The organism is Halomonas sp. 3D7M, from assembly GCF_014897885.1.
GTDB lineage: Bacteria > Pseudomonadota > Gammaproteobacteria > Pseudomonadales > Halomonadaceae > Vreelandella.
The window spans coordinates 1-15,875 of the sequence record NZ_JABUZF010000084.1; the positions used below are offsets into that span (position 1 = coordinate 1).

15 protein-coding genes and 1 pseudogene are annotated in these 15,875 nt (G+C 51.4%); 8 read left to right on the forward strand and 8 right to left on the reverse strand.

Annotated elements, in window-relative coordinates:
* The first annotated feature begins 206 nt into the window (after positions 1-206).
* Positions 207-1,277 (forward strand): endonuclease/exonuclease/phosphatase family protein, encoded by a 1,071-nt coding sequence (locus INT22_RS03160; protein ID WP_193067677.1) that lies wholly within the window; start codon positions 207-209, stop codon positions 1,275-1,277.
* Positions 1,278-1,307: 30 nt separating this feature from the next.
* Here INT22_RS03160 and INT22_RS03165 read toward each other — a convergent pair whose 3' ends face one another.
* The gene (locus INT22_RS03165) at positions 1,308-2,684 is read right to left on the reverse strand and encodes a class II fumarate hydratase (RefSeq protein WP_193060568.1); all 1,377 of its coding nucleotides are present in this window, start codon (positions 2,682-2,684) and stop codon (positions 1,308-1,310) included.
* A gap of 350 nt (positions 2,685-3,034) precedes the next feature.
* Here INT22_RS03165 and INT22_RS03170 point away from each other — a divergent pair, with 350 nt between their 5' ends.
* Entirely contained in the window at positions 3,035-3,409 is a 375-nt protein-coding gene (locus INT22_RS03170; protein ID WP_089038183.1) for a phasin family protein, read from the forward strand.
* Between the two features lie 75 nt (positions 3,410-3,484).
* On the opposite strand, the gene hda is transcribed toward INT22_RS03170, so the two are convergent.
* Together hda and INT22_RS03180 are read right to left on the reverse strand one after the other, a co-directional pair.
* A complete protein-coding gene (hda, locus tag INT22_RS03175) occupies positions 3,485-4,189 on the reverse strand; it encodes a DnaA regulatory inactivator Hda (protein ID WP_193067678.1) in 705 nt (234 codons plus the stop codon).
* Positions 4,186-5,298: an AI-2E family transporter gene (locus tag INT22_RS03180; RefSeq protein WP_193067679.1), complete on the reverse strand. Its 1,113-nt coding sequence runs from the start codon at positions 5,296-5,298 to the stop codon at positions 4,186-4,188. Before INT22_RS03180 ends, hda begins: the two co-directional genes overlap by 4 nt.
* Positions 5,299-5,498: 200 nt before the next feature.
* On the opposite strand from INT22_RS03180, the gene purM reads away from it, so the two are divergent.
* Both purM and purN read left to right on the forward strand, forming a co-directional pair.
* Positions 5,499-6,566 carry a phosphoribosylformylglycinamidine cyclo-ligase gene (gene purM / locus INT22_RS03185; RefSeq protein WP_193067680.1) on the forward strand — a complete coding sequence of 356 codons (1,068 nt, stop codon included), beginning with the start codon at positions 5,499-5,501 and terminating at the stop codon, positions 6,564-6,566.
* Positions 6,563-7,321 carry a phosphoribosylglycinamide formyltransferase gene (gene purN, locus INT22_RS03190; protein WP_193067681.1) on the forward strand — a complete coding sequence of 253 codons (759 nt, stop codon included), beginning with the start codon at positions 6,563-6,565 and terminating at the stop codon, positions 7,319-7,321. The genes purM and purN overlap by 4 nt, the downstream gene beginning before the upstream one ends.
* Positions 7,322-7,396: 75 nt before the next feature.
* Here the strand turns inward: purN and dcd are convergent, their stop codons facing one another.
* The 4 genes from dcd to cobA all read right to left on the reverse strand — a co-directional run bounded on the left by dcd (position 7,397) and on the right by cobA (position 10,984).
* A complete protein-coding gene (gene dcd, locus INT22_RS03195) occupies positions 7,397-7,963 on the reverse strand; it encodes a dCTP deaminase (RefSeq protein WP_038483741.1) in 567 nt (188 codons plus the stop codon).
* 11 nt (positions 7,964-7,974) lie between these two features.
* Positions 7,975-8,775, reverse strand: a complete 801-nt coding sequence (apbC, locus tag INT22_RS03200) for an iron-sulfur cluster carrier protein ApbC (protein ID WP_051626459.1) — start codon at positions 8,773-8,775, stop codon at positions 7,975-7,977.
* 154 nt (positions 8,776-8,929) lie between these two features.
* Positions 8,930-10,054, reverse strand: a complete 1,125-nt coding sequence (locus tag INT22_RS03205; protein ID WP_193067682.1) for a kinesin — start codon at positions 10,052-10,054, stop codon at positions 8,930-8,932.
* A 159-nt stretch (positions 10,055-10,213) separates the two neighbouring features.
* Positions 10,214-10,984 (reverse strand): uroporphyrinogen-III C-methyltransferase, encoded by a 771-nt coding sequence (gene cobA, locus INT22_RS03210; protein ID WP_089040862.1) that lies wholly within the window; start codon positions 10,982-10,984, stop codon positions 10,214-10,216.
* Positions 10,985-11,295: 311 nt separating this feature from the next.
* Here cobA and INT22_RS03215 point away from each other — a divergent pair, with 311 nt between their 5' ends.
* From INT22_RS03215 to INT22_RS03230, 4 genes are all read left to right on the forward strand, one after another.
* Positions 11,296-12,195: a GGDEF domain-containing protein gene (locus INT22_RS03215; RefSeq protein ID WP_193067683.1), complete on the forward strand. Its 900-nt coding sequence runs from the start codon at positions 11,296-11,298 to the stop codon at positions 12,193-12,195.
* Positions 12,196-12,223: 28 nt separating this feature from the next.
* Positions 12,224-12,562 carry a 4a-hydroxytetrahydrobiopterin dehydratase gene (locus INT22_RS03220; RefSeq protein WP_089038177.1) on the forward strand — a complete coding sequence of 113 codons (339 nt, stop codon included), beginning with the start codon at positions 12,224-12,226 and terminating at the stop codon, positions 12,560-12,562.
* Positions 12,563-13,753: an amino acid aminotransferase gene (locus INT22_RS03225; protein WP_089038176.1), complete on the forward strand. Its 1,191-nt coding sequence runs from the start codon at positions 12,563-12,565 to the stop codon at positions 13,751-13,753.
* Positions 13,754-14,003: 250 nt separating this feature from the next.
* A complete protein-coding gene (locus INT22_RS03230; RefSeq protein ID WP_089038175.1) occupies positions 14,004-15,488 on the forward strand; it encodes a uracil permease in 1,485 nt (494 codons plus the stop codon).
* 6 nt (positions 15,489-15,494) lie between these two features.
* Here INT22_RS03230 and INT22_RS03235 read toward each other — a convergent pair.
* Positions 15,495-15,875, reverse strand: a pseudogene (locus tag INT22_RS03235) (MATE family efflux transporter); the annotation flags it as partial.

The window sequence follows — 15,875 nt, forward strand, 5'->3', positions numbered from 1 at the left end:
TCTAACCAACTGAGCTATGGTCCTGCTGTGCAACGGATGCGTATTCTACGGCTTCATAGCTGAATTGCAAGTAGTTTTTAGCACTTTGAAATGACGTAAATGAACTACCCCCCCTCAATTTTAATGTCTTATCGACACTTATCTACGGTTACCGCTAAGCTAAACGTAGCTTAACCACTATTCACGGTTAAACCAGGAGGCAAATCTTGCTTGGGCCTTTGCTAGGATGCATCGCCATCTCATTGTTACTCGCCACACTGATTGCCCGCGTGCCTATGCGCTGGTGGTGGGTGCGCAGTTTTGAATTTCCTCGACTGCAAATTGCCGTACTGGCTTTAGCGTGTGGCTTAGCTAGCCTGTGGTTATTAGACCCAGGGCCGTGGCGGGTTACCGCGACACTGGCCTCACTCGCCACGCTAGCGCTTCAGCTGCGCTACATTTTGCCATGGACAACGCTCTGGCCTGTGCAGGTAAAAGACGCCCATAATGCCCCTAAAGACCAGATGATTACGCTGCTAATCGCCAATGTACTGACACCAAACCGCCAGTCAAAAGAGTTACTGGCGATGATAACCCACCACCAGCCCGACATGATTCTGACGTTAGAGTCCGACCAATGGTGGCAAGAACAACTTGACCCAGCATTAGATGCGCTGTGGCCTTATAGCGTTAAGATCCCCCTAGATAACCTTTATGGTATGCACCTCTATTCTCGTCTGGCCCTGAAGAACACCGAGATTAAGTGGCTTATCCAGGATGACATACCTTCGATTCACACCCAGGTAGAGCTTAAAAGCGGCCAGCATATTCGCTTATTTGCCGTTCACCCAAGACCACCAGCACCCAATGAAAGCGAAAAATCTTTATGGCGTGACGCAGAGCTGTTGTGGATTGGCAAAGAGATACATCGACACCCAAAGGCTACTATCGTTGCCGGCGACCTGAATGATGTTGCCTGGTCACGTACAACACGCCGTTTTTGTCGCATAGGGGGTATGTTGGACCCGCGCCGTGGTCGCGGCTTGTACAGCACCTTTCACGCTAATTACCCCCTATTGCGCTGGCCTCTCGACCACGCGTTTGTCAGCGAGCATTTCACCCTCGTCAACATGCAACGACTTGGGGCGTTCGGGTCTGATCACTTCCCTATATTGGCCACTTTTTGCTATCGGCCTTCGCGTCAAGATGAACACGAAACGCCCGATGCCAGTGCAGAAGAGCGTCAAGAGGCGAACGAAACCATTCAAAAGGGCAAAACGGAAAAGCAAGAAACCTAACCGTCTTCCCTCTGAATATCTCAATAGAGGCTACTCAGGGATGCCTCCTTGCGTTAGTACCGCAGGGTCTAGCAAACGCTCGAGCGTTGAGCGATCTAGATCGGTCTCTTCCTCCGCAACGTCGATGATTGGGCGCCCAGCTTGATAGGCTTTTTTAGCCACTGCGGCGGCGGCGTTATAGCCAATCACGCTATTAAGGGCCGTGACTAAAATAGGATTCCGTGCGAGCGGCCCCTGTAAATTATCGTCACGCACTTTGAATGTGGCGATAGCACGCTCACCCAACAAGGTGGCGGTGTTACTCATCAATGTAATCGATGTGAGAAGATTCGAAGCCACTAGCGGCAGCATCACGTTGAGCTGGAAATTTCCACTCTGACCCGCCACCGTTACCGCGGCATCCAAGCCGATGACTTGCGCTGCCGCTTGGGCGGCCGACTCAGGAATCACAGGGTTTACCTTACCCGGCATAATGGAACTACCAGGCTGTAGTGCCTCAAGCTCAATCTCGCCCAACCCCGCCAACGGCCCCGAATTCATCCAGCGCAAATCGTTAGCGATCTTCATAACCACACAGGCCAACCCTTTCAACTGCCCCGATAACTCTACGGCAGCATCCTGGGATGCCAAACTGGCAAAAAAGCTATCATTAGGCACAAAAGGTAGGCCTGTTTGCTGACTTAAATCGCTAGCCATTAGCTCGGCAAACCCCTCAGGCGCGTTAATACCGGTGCCCACCGCCGTGCCGCCTTGCGCTAATCGACATAGCCTTGTCATGGCGCTATCAAAACGCTCGATGGCCTGCCCCACTTGGCTCGACCACGCTCCTAGCTCTTGATCCATACGCAGCGGCATGGCATCCATCAAATGGGTACGACCTGTTTTAACAATATGGGCCAGCTCACTCGCCCTACGATCAATCGTGGCCTGCAGCGTCACCAATGCGGGACGAAGCGCTTCATTAACGGCTATCGCTGCCGAGAGGTGAATGGCCGTTGGGATAACGTCGTTACTCGACTGCCCCATATTAACGTGATCATTTGGCGTTACTTCGACCCCTTCACGACTGGCAAGCGTCGCTAGCACTTCATTGACGTTCATATTGGTCGACGTACCAGAGCCTGTCTGGAAAACATCGATAGGAAAATGCGCATCATGCTGGCCACTAATCACTGCCCGAGCCGCACTCTCAATCGCCTCTGCGCGGGGTTTATCTAACAACCCCAACTGACAGTTACTTCGCGCAGCAGCGAGCTTTATTCGCGCGACAGCGTGAATAAATGCTGTGGGCATGGGGGTATGCGAGACAGGGAAGTTGTTGATAGCCCGTTGGGTTTGAGCGCCATAAAGCGCATTTGCAGGTACATCGAGCTCACCCATGCTATCCCGTTCAATACGTGTATCCATCCTGGCACTCCTTTTAAAAAACGCCTTAGCCAACGCCGCTCACATCACTAACATCACGTTTCCCAACGATTATTTTAGTGATAACGGTTATCTATACGCTTAAGCCTAGTCCTACCGGCGCGTTAGGTAAATCCGTGCGTATCACCGACTCACACAGCTACACTCACACGATCCTTAAATTCACTTCACCATAATGTTGCACCGCACAAAAAGCCCTGTTATGCTGCAACGCAAGATAACTAGATATCAGCCGCGGTGGACGCTTAACAAAACCGTTGCTGATCAACCAACACTAACGGCACCGCCAATCAATGGGCCGATTAGTGAGCAATGGAACAGGAGTGTTTACCATGCAAACATTTAACACCAACGAAATGACTCAGCAGTTCGACAACATGTTCATGGCACCTGTGCGTGCATACATGACGCTAAGCATCGATTACTCTGAAAAAATGCTTAACGCACAGTTTGATGCCAACAAATCTTACGTAGATACTGGCATCACCCAAATGCGTCAGCTGATGAGCGTGAAAGACGCCAACGGCCTGCGTAGCTACATGGAAGGCCAGCAGAAAGTGGCTAAAGAACTCGCTGAGCGTGTAAAAGGCGATGCAGATAAAGTTGTTGCTCTTCAGCAAGACTTCTTGCAGAAAGGCCAAAAACTGACAGAAGATAATGTTAAGCAAGCGCAAGCTGCTGCTAGCAAAATGAGCAAAACTGCTTAATCTGTTAGTTATTGACTTGCTGTCATTAAAACGCCCCTGCCAGTGATCTGGCAGGGGCGTTTTAGCAATTGCGCTTTACCAATTAAGGGCAGACTTGACGAAAGGAATAGTCAGTTTCCGTTTAGCGGATAACGATGCTTGATCAAGCGTTTCCAGTGCATGGCACAAATCCCCCAACTCCCTCGGTCCGCGGTGCATAATGTAGCGCCCTACGTCATCAGGTAACTGCATTCCACGTACGTTGGCGCGAAGCTTTAACGCTGCTAGGCGTTCGTTATCATCCAACGGATGCAGGTGAAACGTAACTCCCCAGGTTAGCCGTGATGCCAAGTCCGGCAATGCAACGTCTAGTTGGCGTGGGGACGTATTGGCGGCAATCACTAAGGCTTTTCCCGCATCACGCAGCCGATTAAAGGCGTGAAAAAGAGCTTCTTCCCAACGCTTACGCCCGATCACATATTCAAGATCATCAATGGCGACGAGATCCAGACGCTCGATATCCTCCAGCATCAGCGGTGGGAAATGACCAAGGTCTGCCAATGGAAGATAAAGTGCCCGCTTATCTGCATCCGAGGCGGCATGACACGCCGCCTGTAAAAGATGGCTACGGCCGCTGCCCGGCGCGCCCCATAAATATAAAAACGGCTCAGCATCAAACTTAAGCTGCCGGCTCAGGTACTCCATTAATGAAGCGTTTGCTTGTGAGGCATAGTAATTATTAAATGTCGCGTCGTCTCGCAACCCTACCCCAAGCGGTAGCTGTGCCGGTAATCGGCTCATGGTGACTCCCTTTCGTCGTGACGACCCAGTCCATCATTGTAATGTTGCTGTTCTAGGGGACGTTGCTCGGCATCATAGAGAGCACTGCCTTTATAGCGATCTTTAATTTCCCTTAAAAGCACCATAATGACCGCTGCGGCAGGCAATGCTAAGAGTACGCCCGTCAGACCGAAAAGATGACCACCCGCCAGTACCGCAAAGATAACCGCAACAGGATGCAAACCTATCTTATCGCCTAACAGCTTAGGCTGAAGTATGACACTTTCTGCCGCCTGACCGATACCGAATACCGCGATCACGCCCAGCACAGCCCACCATGTATCAAATTGGAAAAGCGCCACGATAAGCGCCACCACTAATCCCACAATAAAGCCAAGGAACGGCACAATACTGACAAGCCCGGACACAACACCAATCAGCAGGCCGAAGTTCAGCCCCATCAATGTTAGGCCTGCCGCATATATAATGCCTAAACACAGCATGACCAGTAACTGCCCACGTAGAAACGCTGATAGAACTTCATCGCAGCGCTGAGCCAAGCGGGAAACATCGCTTGTCCATTGACGAGGAACCAAATCAGCAAGACTAGAAATCAACCGGCTCCAATCAAGTAGTAAATAGAACGTTACGACAGGAATCAGGGCGACGTAGGTAACCCAGGAAACGAAAGCCATCCCAGAACGGCCTATTTGACTTAACGCCTGAGCTGCATAGCTACCTGCATCACGCCAGTTCTTGATCAAAGTTTCTCTAACGTTTGTTAGCTCAGCACCTAAATCGTACCCCGTCCACTCCTGAACTTGTGGCGCTAATATGTTCTCGATCCAGTTGAAGACACTCGGCAACGCCTCTCCCAGCTGTTTTGTCTGCTGCACAACCAACGGGATCAAAATAAGCAGGCTTAAAATAAGGATCAGTAACAGGACAAAAAAGACGCTACTAACTGCCCAGGGCCGCTTCATGCCTAACCGCTGGAAATAATTAGCAAGCGGGTCAGCCAAATAGGCCAAAATTAAACCCGCAATAAATGGCATCAGTACCGCATCTAATAAGTAGAGGCAGCCCACCAATACCACCAAAAAAACAACGCCCCACCATGAATGTCGCATGCTCTTTATATCCCTCCTGGAAAGATGGTTAGCGCCCTTAGCGTACTGAATAGTAACAAAAGTAGCGTATTGAACATCGGTTAACGCCGCACATCGATGCGACTTACGTCTCTGGGTGTTACAATCCGTTCCGTTATCGCCCCAGCACTGGCCATTTCGCCAGCACTACCCGTATTGCTATAGGCTTCACAGGATCTGTCATGACCGATACCTCCACTTCTCAGGCCACTCCCTCACTCAGCTATAAAGACGCAGGTGTCGATATTGATGCCGGCAACGCGCTAGTTGATCGCATCAAACACGTTGCCAAACGCACGACACGCCCTGAAGTCCTGGGTGGCCTTGGCGGGTTTGGCGCACTGTGTGAGCTTCCCGCTGGTTATAAACAGCCAGTCCTGGTCTCCGGCACGGATGGTGTCGGCACTAAGCTGCGTCTTGCCATGGACCTTGGTAAGCATGACACCATTGGCATTGACTTGGTCGCTATGTGTGTCAACGATTTGATCGTTGCTGGTGCTGAACCGCTGCTATTCCTTGACTACTATGCCACGGGTAAGCTGGATGTGGATATCGCTGCAGATGTCGTGACCGGCATTGGCGCTGGTTGCGAACTAGCTGGTTGCGCACTAGTAGGCGGCGAAACTGCCGAAATGCCCGGTATGTACGAGGGCAATGACTACGATTTGGCAGGCTTCTGCGTTGGCGTTGTTGAAAAGGCCGATATTTTAGACGGCAGCAAGGTAGCCGAAGGCGATGTACTGCTGGGATTGGCCTCTTCTGGCCCGCACTCCAATGGCTATTCATTGATTCGCAAAATTTTGGAAGTTAGCAACGCTTCACTCAATGATACTGTGGATGGGCAGCCGCTTGGCGACGCGTTAATGGCGCCGACGCGTATTTATGTGAAGTCGTTGCTGTCGATGATGCGCGGCACAGATATTCCCGTTCACGCGCTCTCCCATATTACGGGTGGTGGTTTACTGGAAAACATTCCCCGCGTTCTGCCCGATACCCTCGCAGCCCACGTTGATCTTTCTACCTGGCAGCGCCCAGAAGTATTTAACTGGTTACAAGCCCAAGGCAATGTCATTGAAACGGAAATGCACCGCGTACTGAACTGCGGCATCGGCATGGTGGTTGTAGTGCCCCAGGCCCAAGCTGAAGACGCTATGGCGCATCTGCAAGCTCAAGGCGAGACCGTATATCGCATTGGTCAGATTATTCAGCGCCAGGAGGAAGCCGTCGTTTTGGAGAACCTTCGCGCATGAGCAGTACCGACTTTAATAGTGGCACGTTCAACGACACCATAAACGACATGGCGCCAGAACCAACAGCGGCGCGACGTATTGTGGTGCTAATTTCTGGCAGTGGCAGTAATTTACAGGCGCTGATTGACGCGCAAAGCCATGATCGGCTTGGCGGGGAAATCGTCGCTGTTATTTCCAATGAGCCGGATGCCCATGGCTTGAAGCGCGCCCTAGAAGCGGGTATTGAAGCCGTTGCGCTACCTCATCGCGAGTATGACAGCCGCGATGCTTACGACGGAGCGCTAATCAAAGTCATCGAACGTCATGAGCCTGACTTGATTGTTTTTGCAGGCTTTATGCGCATTCTGACGCCCCGCTTTGTGCAGCGTTTTTTAGGCAAAATGCTCAATATCCACCCTTCACTACTGCCCGCCTATCAAGGGTTAAATACCCATGCTCGAGCGCTGGCAGACGGTGTCAAACAGCATGGCTGTAGCGTGCATTTTGTCACTGAAGAGCTAGATGGTGGGCCCGTTGTGCTGCAAGCAGAACTGAACGTTACAAATGAAGATACCGTTGAGACGCTTAAGGAGAAGGTGCACGCTCGTGAACACCTAATCTTCCCAATTGCCGTTCAGTGGTTTCTGCAAGGCCGCCTGCAATATAGCGCTGGAAACGCCACCATGGATGGCCACCCCCTGCCCCCCCATGGTATGCGGCTCTCCCACACAGATGCTGCAGAAGAGCTAGACGAAGAGTTTGACGAAAACACCTAGACGTCACTGCTCTGACCATAAAAAACGCCTTACCGCTATTAGCGCGTAAGGCGTTTTTCGTTTAGCTTGCGGATATTAGGTGCGAGGCAGCGTAACGCCTCGTTGTCCCATATATTTACCACCGCGATCTTTATAAGATGTTTCACACATCTCATCCGACTCAAGGAACAGCATCTGAGCTACCCCTTCATGGGCATAAATCTTGGCAGGCAGGTTGGTAGTATTTGAAAATTCAAGCGTCACATGCCCTTCCCACTCTGGCTCAAGCGGCGTTACGTTGACAATAATGCCACAGCGCGCGTAAGTGGATTTTCCAAGGCAAATCGTCAGCACACTGCGCGGAATACGAAAATACTCAACCGTGCGTGCTAATGCGAAGGAATTCGGCGGGATAATACACACATCACCCTTAACATCGACAAAGCTTTTGTCATCAAACGCTTTGGGATCGACAATAGCCGAATGTATGTTGGTAAACACTTTAAATTCATCGGCACAGCGAACGTCGTAACCGTAGCTCGACGTGCCATAAGAAATAACGCGCTGATCATTCACATAGCGCACCTGCTCAGCTTCAAACGGTTCAATCATGGCATCGCTTTGTGCCATGCGGCGAATCCACTTATCAGATTTAATACTCATTTGTTACGTCATCACTCGCTAAAAGAAATAGTGGGGCCGCCGCTATGGCTGGCATTTACCGATTGCGCCACTTGTTTGGCAATATCTGCAAACGTGCGACTCACTGAGCTATCGGGTTCAGAAATCACGCTGGGGCGACCAGAGTCAGCTAGCTCACGAATAGAGAGCGTTAACGGCAACCGCCCAAGAACTGTCGTATCATACTCTTCCGCGATGCGATCGCCGCCACCGGTACCAAAAATAGCCGCTTCGTGGCCGCAATTTTCACAATGATAAAGACTCATGTTCTCTACCACGCCAAGCACTGGCACATTGACCTTACGGAACATCTCAATGCCTTTGCGGGCATCAAGGAGCGCAATATCCTGAGGCGTGGTGACAATCACGGCGCCTGAAACAGGCACTTTTTGCGCCAGCGTCAGCTGGATATCGCCGGTACCTGGCGGCATATCAATCAGCAGGAAATCCAGATTATCCCATTGGGTTTGTGTCAGCATTTGCTGAAACGCACCAACGACCATCGGGCCACGCCAGACCATCGCCTCACGGGTGTTAACCATAAAGGCCATCGACATCGCTTGAAGGCCGTGCGCTTCTAGCGGCAGAAACTTATTGTCCTCCGTCGCCTGAGGCCGCACGCCTTCTTTAACACCCAGCATTTGCGCTTGGCTAGGGCCGTAAATATCAGCATCCAGTACGCCAACACGATACCCCTGGGCAGAAAGCGCTAGTGCCAAGTTCACAGTAACGGTCGATTTGCCGACTCCACCTTTCCCCGATGCCACTGCTACTATATGTTTTACACCGTCCATCAATGGCACTCCTGTCTATTGCGACTAATCTATCCGTGGTTTGAATGATACTCCTAGGCGGCCCATTTCTAAACCAACATGCAAAAAGCGGATGCAGGGGCTGCCTACATCCGCTTTATTACGCTAGCAATCAGCGCACGATCAAGTGTATAGATCAGTTACTGTTTTGTTGGCCCTGCTCTTCAGAACTTGCTTCTTCAGCTTGCTCAGAACCATTCGAATCAGCGCTGTCACTCTCTTCATCTGTCAAAGAAGGCACTTCGTCATTCGCCGCATCGTTTACATGTAAGCGACCCTCCAACGAAGAAAGCTCGTCACGCCAGTCACTAAGCTGGGTTTCCAGGCGTGCAAGCTGACCTTCACGGGCTTCAATATCACTTTCAACATTGGCTACTTCTTCACGACCAATATCCAGCGCGACCATGAGATCATCCATCTCGCTGCGCACTTGGTCGAGGCTCTGTTGCTCTTCTTCACGCAGTTGAGCTAACGAATCAACCTCGCTTTGCAACTCATCCCGCTCACTGGTGAGCGAGTCACGCTCGCTTTGCAAATTATCTAATTCACTTTGAACGGCTGACACCTCTTCCTCAGTACCGGACAGCTGTTCGCTAGCTTCACTAATCTGGGTTTCTAAACCCGACAGTTCCTCTTGAGCGGCACGAAGCTCGTCAACGGCCTCCTGACGCTCTTGTTCAGCTTGCTGACGTGCCGACTCCGCTTCTTGGCGGGACTCTTCGGCACTTTGACGAGCTTCTTCAGCTTCCTGGCGAGCAGACTCAGCTTGGTCTCGCGCGCTTACCACTTGATCACGTTCTTCTTTTAGTGATTGCAGGTCAGCTTCAGCGCTCTCTACTTGCTCGCTTAACGCATCGACTTCTTGCTGAAGTGCATCACGCTCGGCGACTAGTTCTTCAAGACGCGATTGCACCGCATTTGTCTCACCCTGAGCGGACTCTAGATCGCTTTGTGCCTGAGCCTGCTGTTCTTCCAGCGATGCCATTTCCTCACGCATTGCACTTAAATCGGTCTCAGCTTGCTCAACTTCCGCAATTCGCTGGCTAAGCTGGTTATTATCTTGCTCGACGCTGGCTAACTGGCCCTCTAACGTTTCGACACGCTCTTGCCGTGTGCCCGAGTTCGATTGCGCCATAATTGCCCAAATAACAGCAATGGCGGCAATACCAGCAATACCTTTGACACGGTTGTCTTTAAACAGCGTTTTCATGTCTGGCTTACTCGCTGGCGCTTGATTATCCGAGTGGTTTGCTTCTGGCATACTGCGTCCCTCTCTTCTTTATTAGGCTACCGATATCAGCAGCGTTGATAGACATTTAGCACCTGACATTCTTTTACTAGCATACACATCTAGCAACATCTAGCCAGCGAACAACGTATATGACTAACGGCCCATACGGTTAGCCGCTTGTTGGTTAGCCTAGTGGTTACTTTCCTTAAAGCCTATCGCATCCGCAGCGGCAACCTCAAACCAAGAAAGCGTGGCGTGTAACGACACAACACTACCAATAATCAATAACGTAGGCGGTGTAATCTCACCTTGGTGAAATGCTTCAGGCAGCTGTTGCAAAGAACCAATATGCGTACATTGGTGCTGTGTTGTGCCCTGTTCAATCAGCGCCAAAGGGGTGCTGGATGCGAGACCATGGTCCATCAAAGCCTGGCAAATGGCCTCTAAGTTGCTCAGCCCCATATAAAATACCAAGGTTTGTCCAGGGCTAGCTAACGCTTGCCAATCAAGCGTGCTCTCTCCATGTTGCAAGTGGCCCGTGACTAAGCGAACCGACTGCGCATGGTCTCGGTGTGTCAGAGGAATGCCCGCATAAGCGGCACAACCGGATGCCGCTGTAATACCCGGGATGACTTCTACCACCACATTTTCAGCCATGAGCGTTTCTAATTCTTCTCCACCTCGGCCAAAAATGAAGGGATCTCCCCCCTTGAGACGCACAACTTGCTTACCTTGCCTGGCCCAAGCCACCAATGTCTGGTTAATTTCATTTTGAGGGACGCTGTGCAACGCCTTCGCCTTGCCAACGTAAAACCGCTCAGCCTTAGGCCCAATCAGGGCTAGCACTTCATCGCTAACGAGGCGGTCGTAGAGCACCACTTCTGCTACCTGAAGCCGCTTATACGCTTTCAACGTCAATAGCTCTGGATCCCCTGGGCCAGCACCGACCAAACTTACCAAACCACCGCCAACTTTTTGAGCGCTAGCCGAGTGGCCTGTCTTTATAGTGGCTGCTTTTACTTCGCTCAAAGAAACACCCCGACAATAAAAAATGATCCAATCTATTAAAAAGCAATAGGCCTTCCTGTGTCGCGCCAAAGTTTCTATGGAAGACACTGAACGTCACACCAAAATTCCTTTATAGAATATATATAGATCAATTGATTTTAAAAAAAGCAAGCATTGTCAGTAATGGCTTACATATTAGTTACGTTTTTAGGGCTAACCTTTACGATTAACTTTTATTTGGCATATGCTTTGGAGCTTCACGCATGCTCGTGAATGATACAGCCCCAGTACCGCAAAGTACTGATAGCCTGATATCCCAGATACCTGGGGTTATTTTTCAATTCTATCGATCACACTGCGGCCGTATGCACTTTCCCTACCTGGAAGGCGGGGACGAGGCGCTGGCACACATCGACCGACAACAATTAGCGCATGACGCTGGCCAACTTATTGAACACCTAACCGGTCACGATCACCCCAAAATAATGTCATCTATTGAGCGATCTGCACGCTGGATGCTACCGCTCACGACTCGCTTCCGCCTCCCCTTCCCTAAAGGAAAGCCGCACTGGATTGCGGTAAGTGCTAACCCCTCCCCGGCATCCAATGGTGTTCGCTGGAGCGGCATCATGATGGATATTACTGATCAAGTCGCTGAAGAGCAGCGACTAAGAAAACTCTGCGACACCGACCCTTTAACGGGATTGCCTAACCGTCGCAAACTCATGGTGCACTTAACGCACCTAGCCTCATTAAGCACGCGGCATGGGACGCCTTTATCTATCATGATGGTAGATATAGATCATTTTAAACAGCTCAATGATCGTTGGGGACACTTGCAGGGCGATAGCGTACTTGAACAACTTGCCGTGCAAACTCAGCAACTCCTGCGCTGCGAAGATATGGTGGCAAGACTTGGCGGTGAAGAGTTTATGGTCGTGTTGCCGCTTACACCGCTGCAACAATGCCATAAACTCGCTGACCGTCTCCGGCATGCCATCTCAAGCTACGATTTTGGAATCGGTGCCGGCCAAGTAACCGTGAGCATTGGTGTAGCGGAGTATCGGTGCGGTGAGCCTTTAGCCAACTTAATAGAGCGCGCTGATCAAGCGTTATACAGCGCGAAAGAGGTTGGTCGCGACTGCGTATGCCTTCTATCCTGATTTGAGCAATACCCAAAGGAGGCAACCCATGACAACGCTAGCTCAGAAAACCTGCGAACCTTGCAGTGGTAATGCCATACCGCTCACTTATAGCGCATGCCAACCCCATCTAGCAGCGCTTTCAGAGTGGCAGATTGTTGACCACGATGGCATCATGAAGCTGACGAGACAGTTTACGTTTCGCAACTTTGCCGATGCCCTGGCATTCACCCAGCGCGTTGGCGATATAGCAGAGCAGGCTGGGCACCATCCTGTCATTGTTACTGAGTGGGGTAAAACCACCGTGACATGGTGGTCTCATGCAATAAAGGGCCTGCATCTTAATGATTTCATTCTTGCCGCCAGAACCGACGAGGTAGCCGAATAAATGTTTGAGCAAATTGAGCGAGTCCCAGGAGATGCCATTCTCGGGCTGATCGAAGCTTTCAAAAAAGACACCAATCCCCAGAAAGTCGATTTAGGGGTTGGCGTATATCGCGATGCACAAGGCAATACGCCGGTCATGCGCGCTGTCAAGGAAGCAGAAGCTCGCCTGCTCAAGAATGAAACCACCAAGACCTATATTGGCTCTCACGGTGCCCCTGCTTACGGTGATGCTGTGCTGCCTATGGTATTAGGTGCAGATTCTTCCGTATTGAAAGCCAACCGCGCGAGCGCTACCCAGTCTCCTGGTGGAACAGGTGCACTACGCTTAGCCGCTGACTTTATTGCTCACCAGCTTCCTGGAAAAGGAATCTGGGTCAGCGATCCTACTTGGCCAAACCATCACGGCATTTTCACCGCTGCAGGTATCGAGCTTCACAAGTACCCCTACGTTGATGCTGACAACCGCCTTGATTTCGATGGTATGTTAGCGGCACTGAAAAAGATTCCTGAAGGCGACGTTGTGGTGCTTCACGCCTGCTGCCACAACCCGACCGGCTTTGACCTGTCTAAAGATCAGTGGCATGAAGTAATGGCAGTACTGAGCGAGCGCAAACTACTGCCATTGGTTGACTTTGCTTACCAAGGTTTCGGGGAAGGCCTGGACGAAGATGCCTATGGTGTTCGTCTGCTGGCCGAAAACCTTGATGAAGTTATCATCACCAGCTCCTGCTCAAAGAACTTTGGCATTTACTGCGAACGCACTGGCTGCTTGATCCTAATTGCAAAAGACGCCGAGCAGATGGAGAACGTTCGCTCTCAGGCTGCCATTGTGGCCCGTGAGAATTACTCTAACCCTCCCGCCCACGGCGGCGCGATTGTTAGCGAAATTCTCCACGACGCTGAGCTGTCTGCAATGTGGCGTGAAGAGCTGACCGAAATGCGTGATCGCATCAATACGCTGCGTCGCGACTTCGTTGAAGCCCTTAAGCCTTACGGCCTTGCTGAAAAGTATGCATGCGTTGCAGAGCAGCGCGGCATGTTCTCTTACACCGGTTTAACTCCGGAGCAAGTAGACCGCCTGCGTGATGAGTTCGGTATTTACATGGTGCGCTCTGGCCGTGCCAACGTTGCAGGATTCTCACACGAGAATTTACCTTACCTCGCTAAGGCCATCGCTGCCGTTAACGAATAACGCCAGTGAGTTGTTAACCTTAGTGTCAACAGCTAAAACGCCCAGGCAAATTGCCTGGGCGTTTTTGTAGATGAATTGAAGATAAGCCACTGAACAGGCAAGCGATTGTTATGTACAATTGCCCGCTTGCCGCCAGAGCCTGGGGCGCCCGTGCGGCGTCCGCTACAACGCAATGCTTGACCGATCAGTCAAATCTTCGGCACACTCAGCATAGCCTTGTATACAACACACCATAACTAAGAGGCCTAACATGGCGGCTGTCGGCACTCACTATCCGTGGTACAAAAAAGAAGACACCGACGCGTTCTTCGCGCTGTTTCAAAACAATATTGCCAACTTTGTCATTATCGCAATTACCATGCTGGGCATGGGGTTCCCCACATCCATTGTGTATGGTCAGGTGTTGCCTGGTGCCGCAGTGGCAGTCATGGCAGGTAATTTTTATTACGCATGGAGTGCCGCTAGGCTCGCACGAAAAGAAAACCGCAGTGATGTCACCGCGCTCTCCTACGGCATCTCCACACCGGTCATGTTTGTGTTTCTATTCGGCGTATTGCTCCCCGCCAAGCAGTTAACCGGTGACGCGGAGTTAGCCTGGAAAGTTGCCGTGGCCGCCTGCTTTATTAGTGGCGCAATAGAAGCCTTAATTAGCATCGTTGGCCGCTGGGTGCAGTATCACCTCCCACGGGCCGCCATGTTGGGCGCTGTTGCTGGCGTCGCACTCACCTTTATTGCCGGCGAGATGCTATTTAAGACCTTGGAAATGCCTATCATTGGACTGCTGGTGCTCGGCATTATCATTGTTGGTCTTGTGGCCCGCGTCAGCATGCCGTTTAAGCTACCGACATCGCTGTTTGCCATTGTGGTCGGTACTGCGATGGCATATTTGATTGGCGATGCGGGCAGCGAACGCTTTAGCGATGCTTTTACCCATTTAGGGTTCTACCCCCTGCTGCCTAATTTGGCATGGTATGAAGGGCTGGGCTTGCTGTTTAGCGGCATGCTGGCGGTACTTACCGTCGTGCTCCCCATCACCCTCTATAACGCTATTGAAACCATGAATAACGTTGAAGCGATGGAAGCGGCTGGCGACAAATACGATGTGCGTGAGTGCCAGGCAGTGGATGGAGCAGGCACGATGATCGGCGCTCTATTTGGCGGCGTATTCCCGACAACTGTTTATATCGCCACGGTGGGCGCGAAATGGATGGGCGCAGGACGAGGCTACAGCATTTTAAACGGTGCCGTTTATGCCCTCGCCACCATGTTTGGCCTGATCGCTGCCTTAGCGGCCATTATTCCGGTCTCAGTAGTGGCCCCTATCTTGGTATTTGTCGGCATGTCGATGATAGCCACTGCGTTTCAAGCGAACGATACCCGCTATTATCCGGCCATTGCGCTGGCGATGCTGCCCTACTTTGCCAACTACGTGATGACACGCTTCAACCGGGGTGCTGGTGACGTCGTCAGCGATATTTCCAGTGCCATTGTTGTCATGGGACAAGGTGCGATGTTTATGGCCATCTTCCTAGGGGCAATGACAGTGTCGGTGATCGACCATCAGTTCCGGCGTGCAGCCGCATTCGCCGCCATTGCCGCAGGCTTCTCATTTGTAGGACTGATGCACGCCCCAAAACTGGCCTTTAACGCGGCGCCTGAATTTGTCATGGGTTACTTGGGCATGGCATTACTGTTTATGTACTTCTCATTCCAGGAAGCCCCTAAGAAGCACTAAACGGCATTACTTGCTGAATCCCGCCTGCCGATGCGGGCGGGATAAAATGCGCTTGAGCACTATCCAAGCAACCATACCTGCCAACACGTTACCCAATGCCGCACCAGCGGCTAAGCCTGTCCAGCCAAACAACTGCGCACCCAACCATAAACATGGTAGATAGCAAGTAAACAAGCGTGCGCTTGAAAGCAGCATTGCTCTAAGTGGCCAGCCAAGCGCGTTACCTGCAGACACCACCAGCATACACACACCCAGCGCAGCATAACTTGGCAACAAAAAGCGAATTAGCAACGCGAGCTCACTTTGCACCTCCTGGTTCCCGGCTAACACCATAGCCACCCAGGGTGAAGCCAGCGCCAGCAACAGCCCCAGGCTAAGCTGCCATAT

Coding starts and splice junctions, on each gene's coding strand:
- INT22_RS03215 (WP_193067683.1), top strand. CDS start 11,296: ATGCTCGTGAATGATACAGCCCCAGTACCGCAAAGTACTGATAGCCTG.
- apbC (WP_051626459.1), bottom strand. CDS start 8,775: ATGGACGGTGTAAAACATATAGTAGCAGTGGCATCGGGGAAAGGTGGA.
- INT22_RS03225 (WP_089038176.1), top strand. CDS start 12,563: ATGTTTGAGCAAATTGAGCGAGTCCCAGGAGATGCCATTCTCGGGCTG.
- INT22_RS03205 (WP_193067682.1), bottom strand. CDS start 10,054: ATGCCAGAAGCAAACCACTCGGATAATCAAGCGCCAGCGAGTAAGCCA.
- INT22_RS03230 (WP_089038175.1), top strand. CDS start 14,004: ATGGCGGCTGTCGGCACTCACTATCCGTGGTACAAAAAAGAAGACACC.
- hda (WP_193067678.1), bottom strand. CDS start 4,189: ATGAGCCGATTACCGGCACAGCTACCGCTTGGGGTAGGGTTGCGAGAC.
- INT22_RS03180 (WP_193067679.1), bottom strand. CDS start 5,298: ATGCGACATTCATGGTGGGGCGTTGTTTTTTTGGTGGTATTGGTGGGC.
- INT22_RS03165 (WP_193060568.1), bottom strand. CDS start 2,684: ATGGATACACGTATTGAACGGGATAGCATGGGTGAGCTCGATGTACCT.
- dcd (WP_038483741.1), bottom strand. CDS start 7,963: ATGAGTATTAAATCTGATAAGTGGATTCGCCGCATGGCACAAAGCGAT.
- purM (WP_193067680.1), top strand. CDS start 5,499: ATGACCGATACCTCCACTTCTCAGGCCACTCCCTCACTCAGCTATAAA.
- purN (WP_193067681.1), top strand. CDS start 6,563: ATGAGCAGTACCGACTTTAATAGTGGCACGTTCAACGACACCATAAAC.
- INT22_RS03170 (WP_089038183.1), top strand. CDS start 3,035: ATGCAAACATTTAACACCAACGAAATGACTCAGCAGTTCGACAACATG.
- INT22_RS03220 (WP_089038177.1), top strand. CDS start 12,224: ATGACAACGCTAGCTCAGAAAACCTGCGAACCTTGCAGTGGTAATGCC.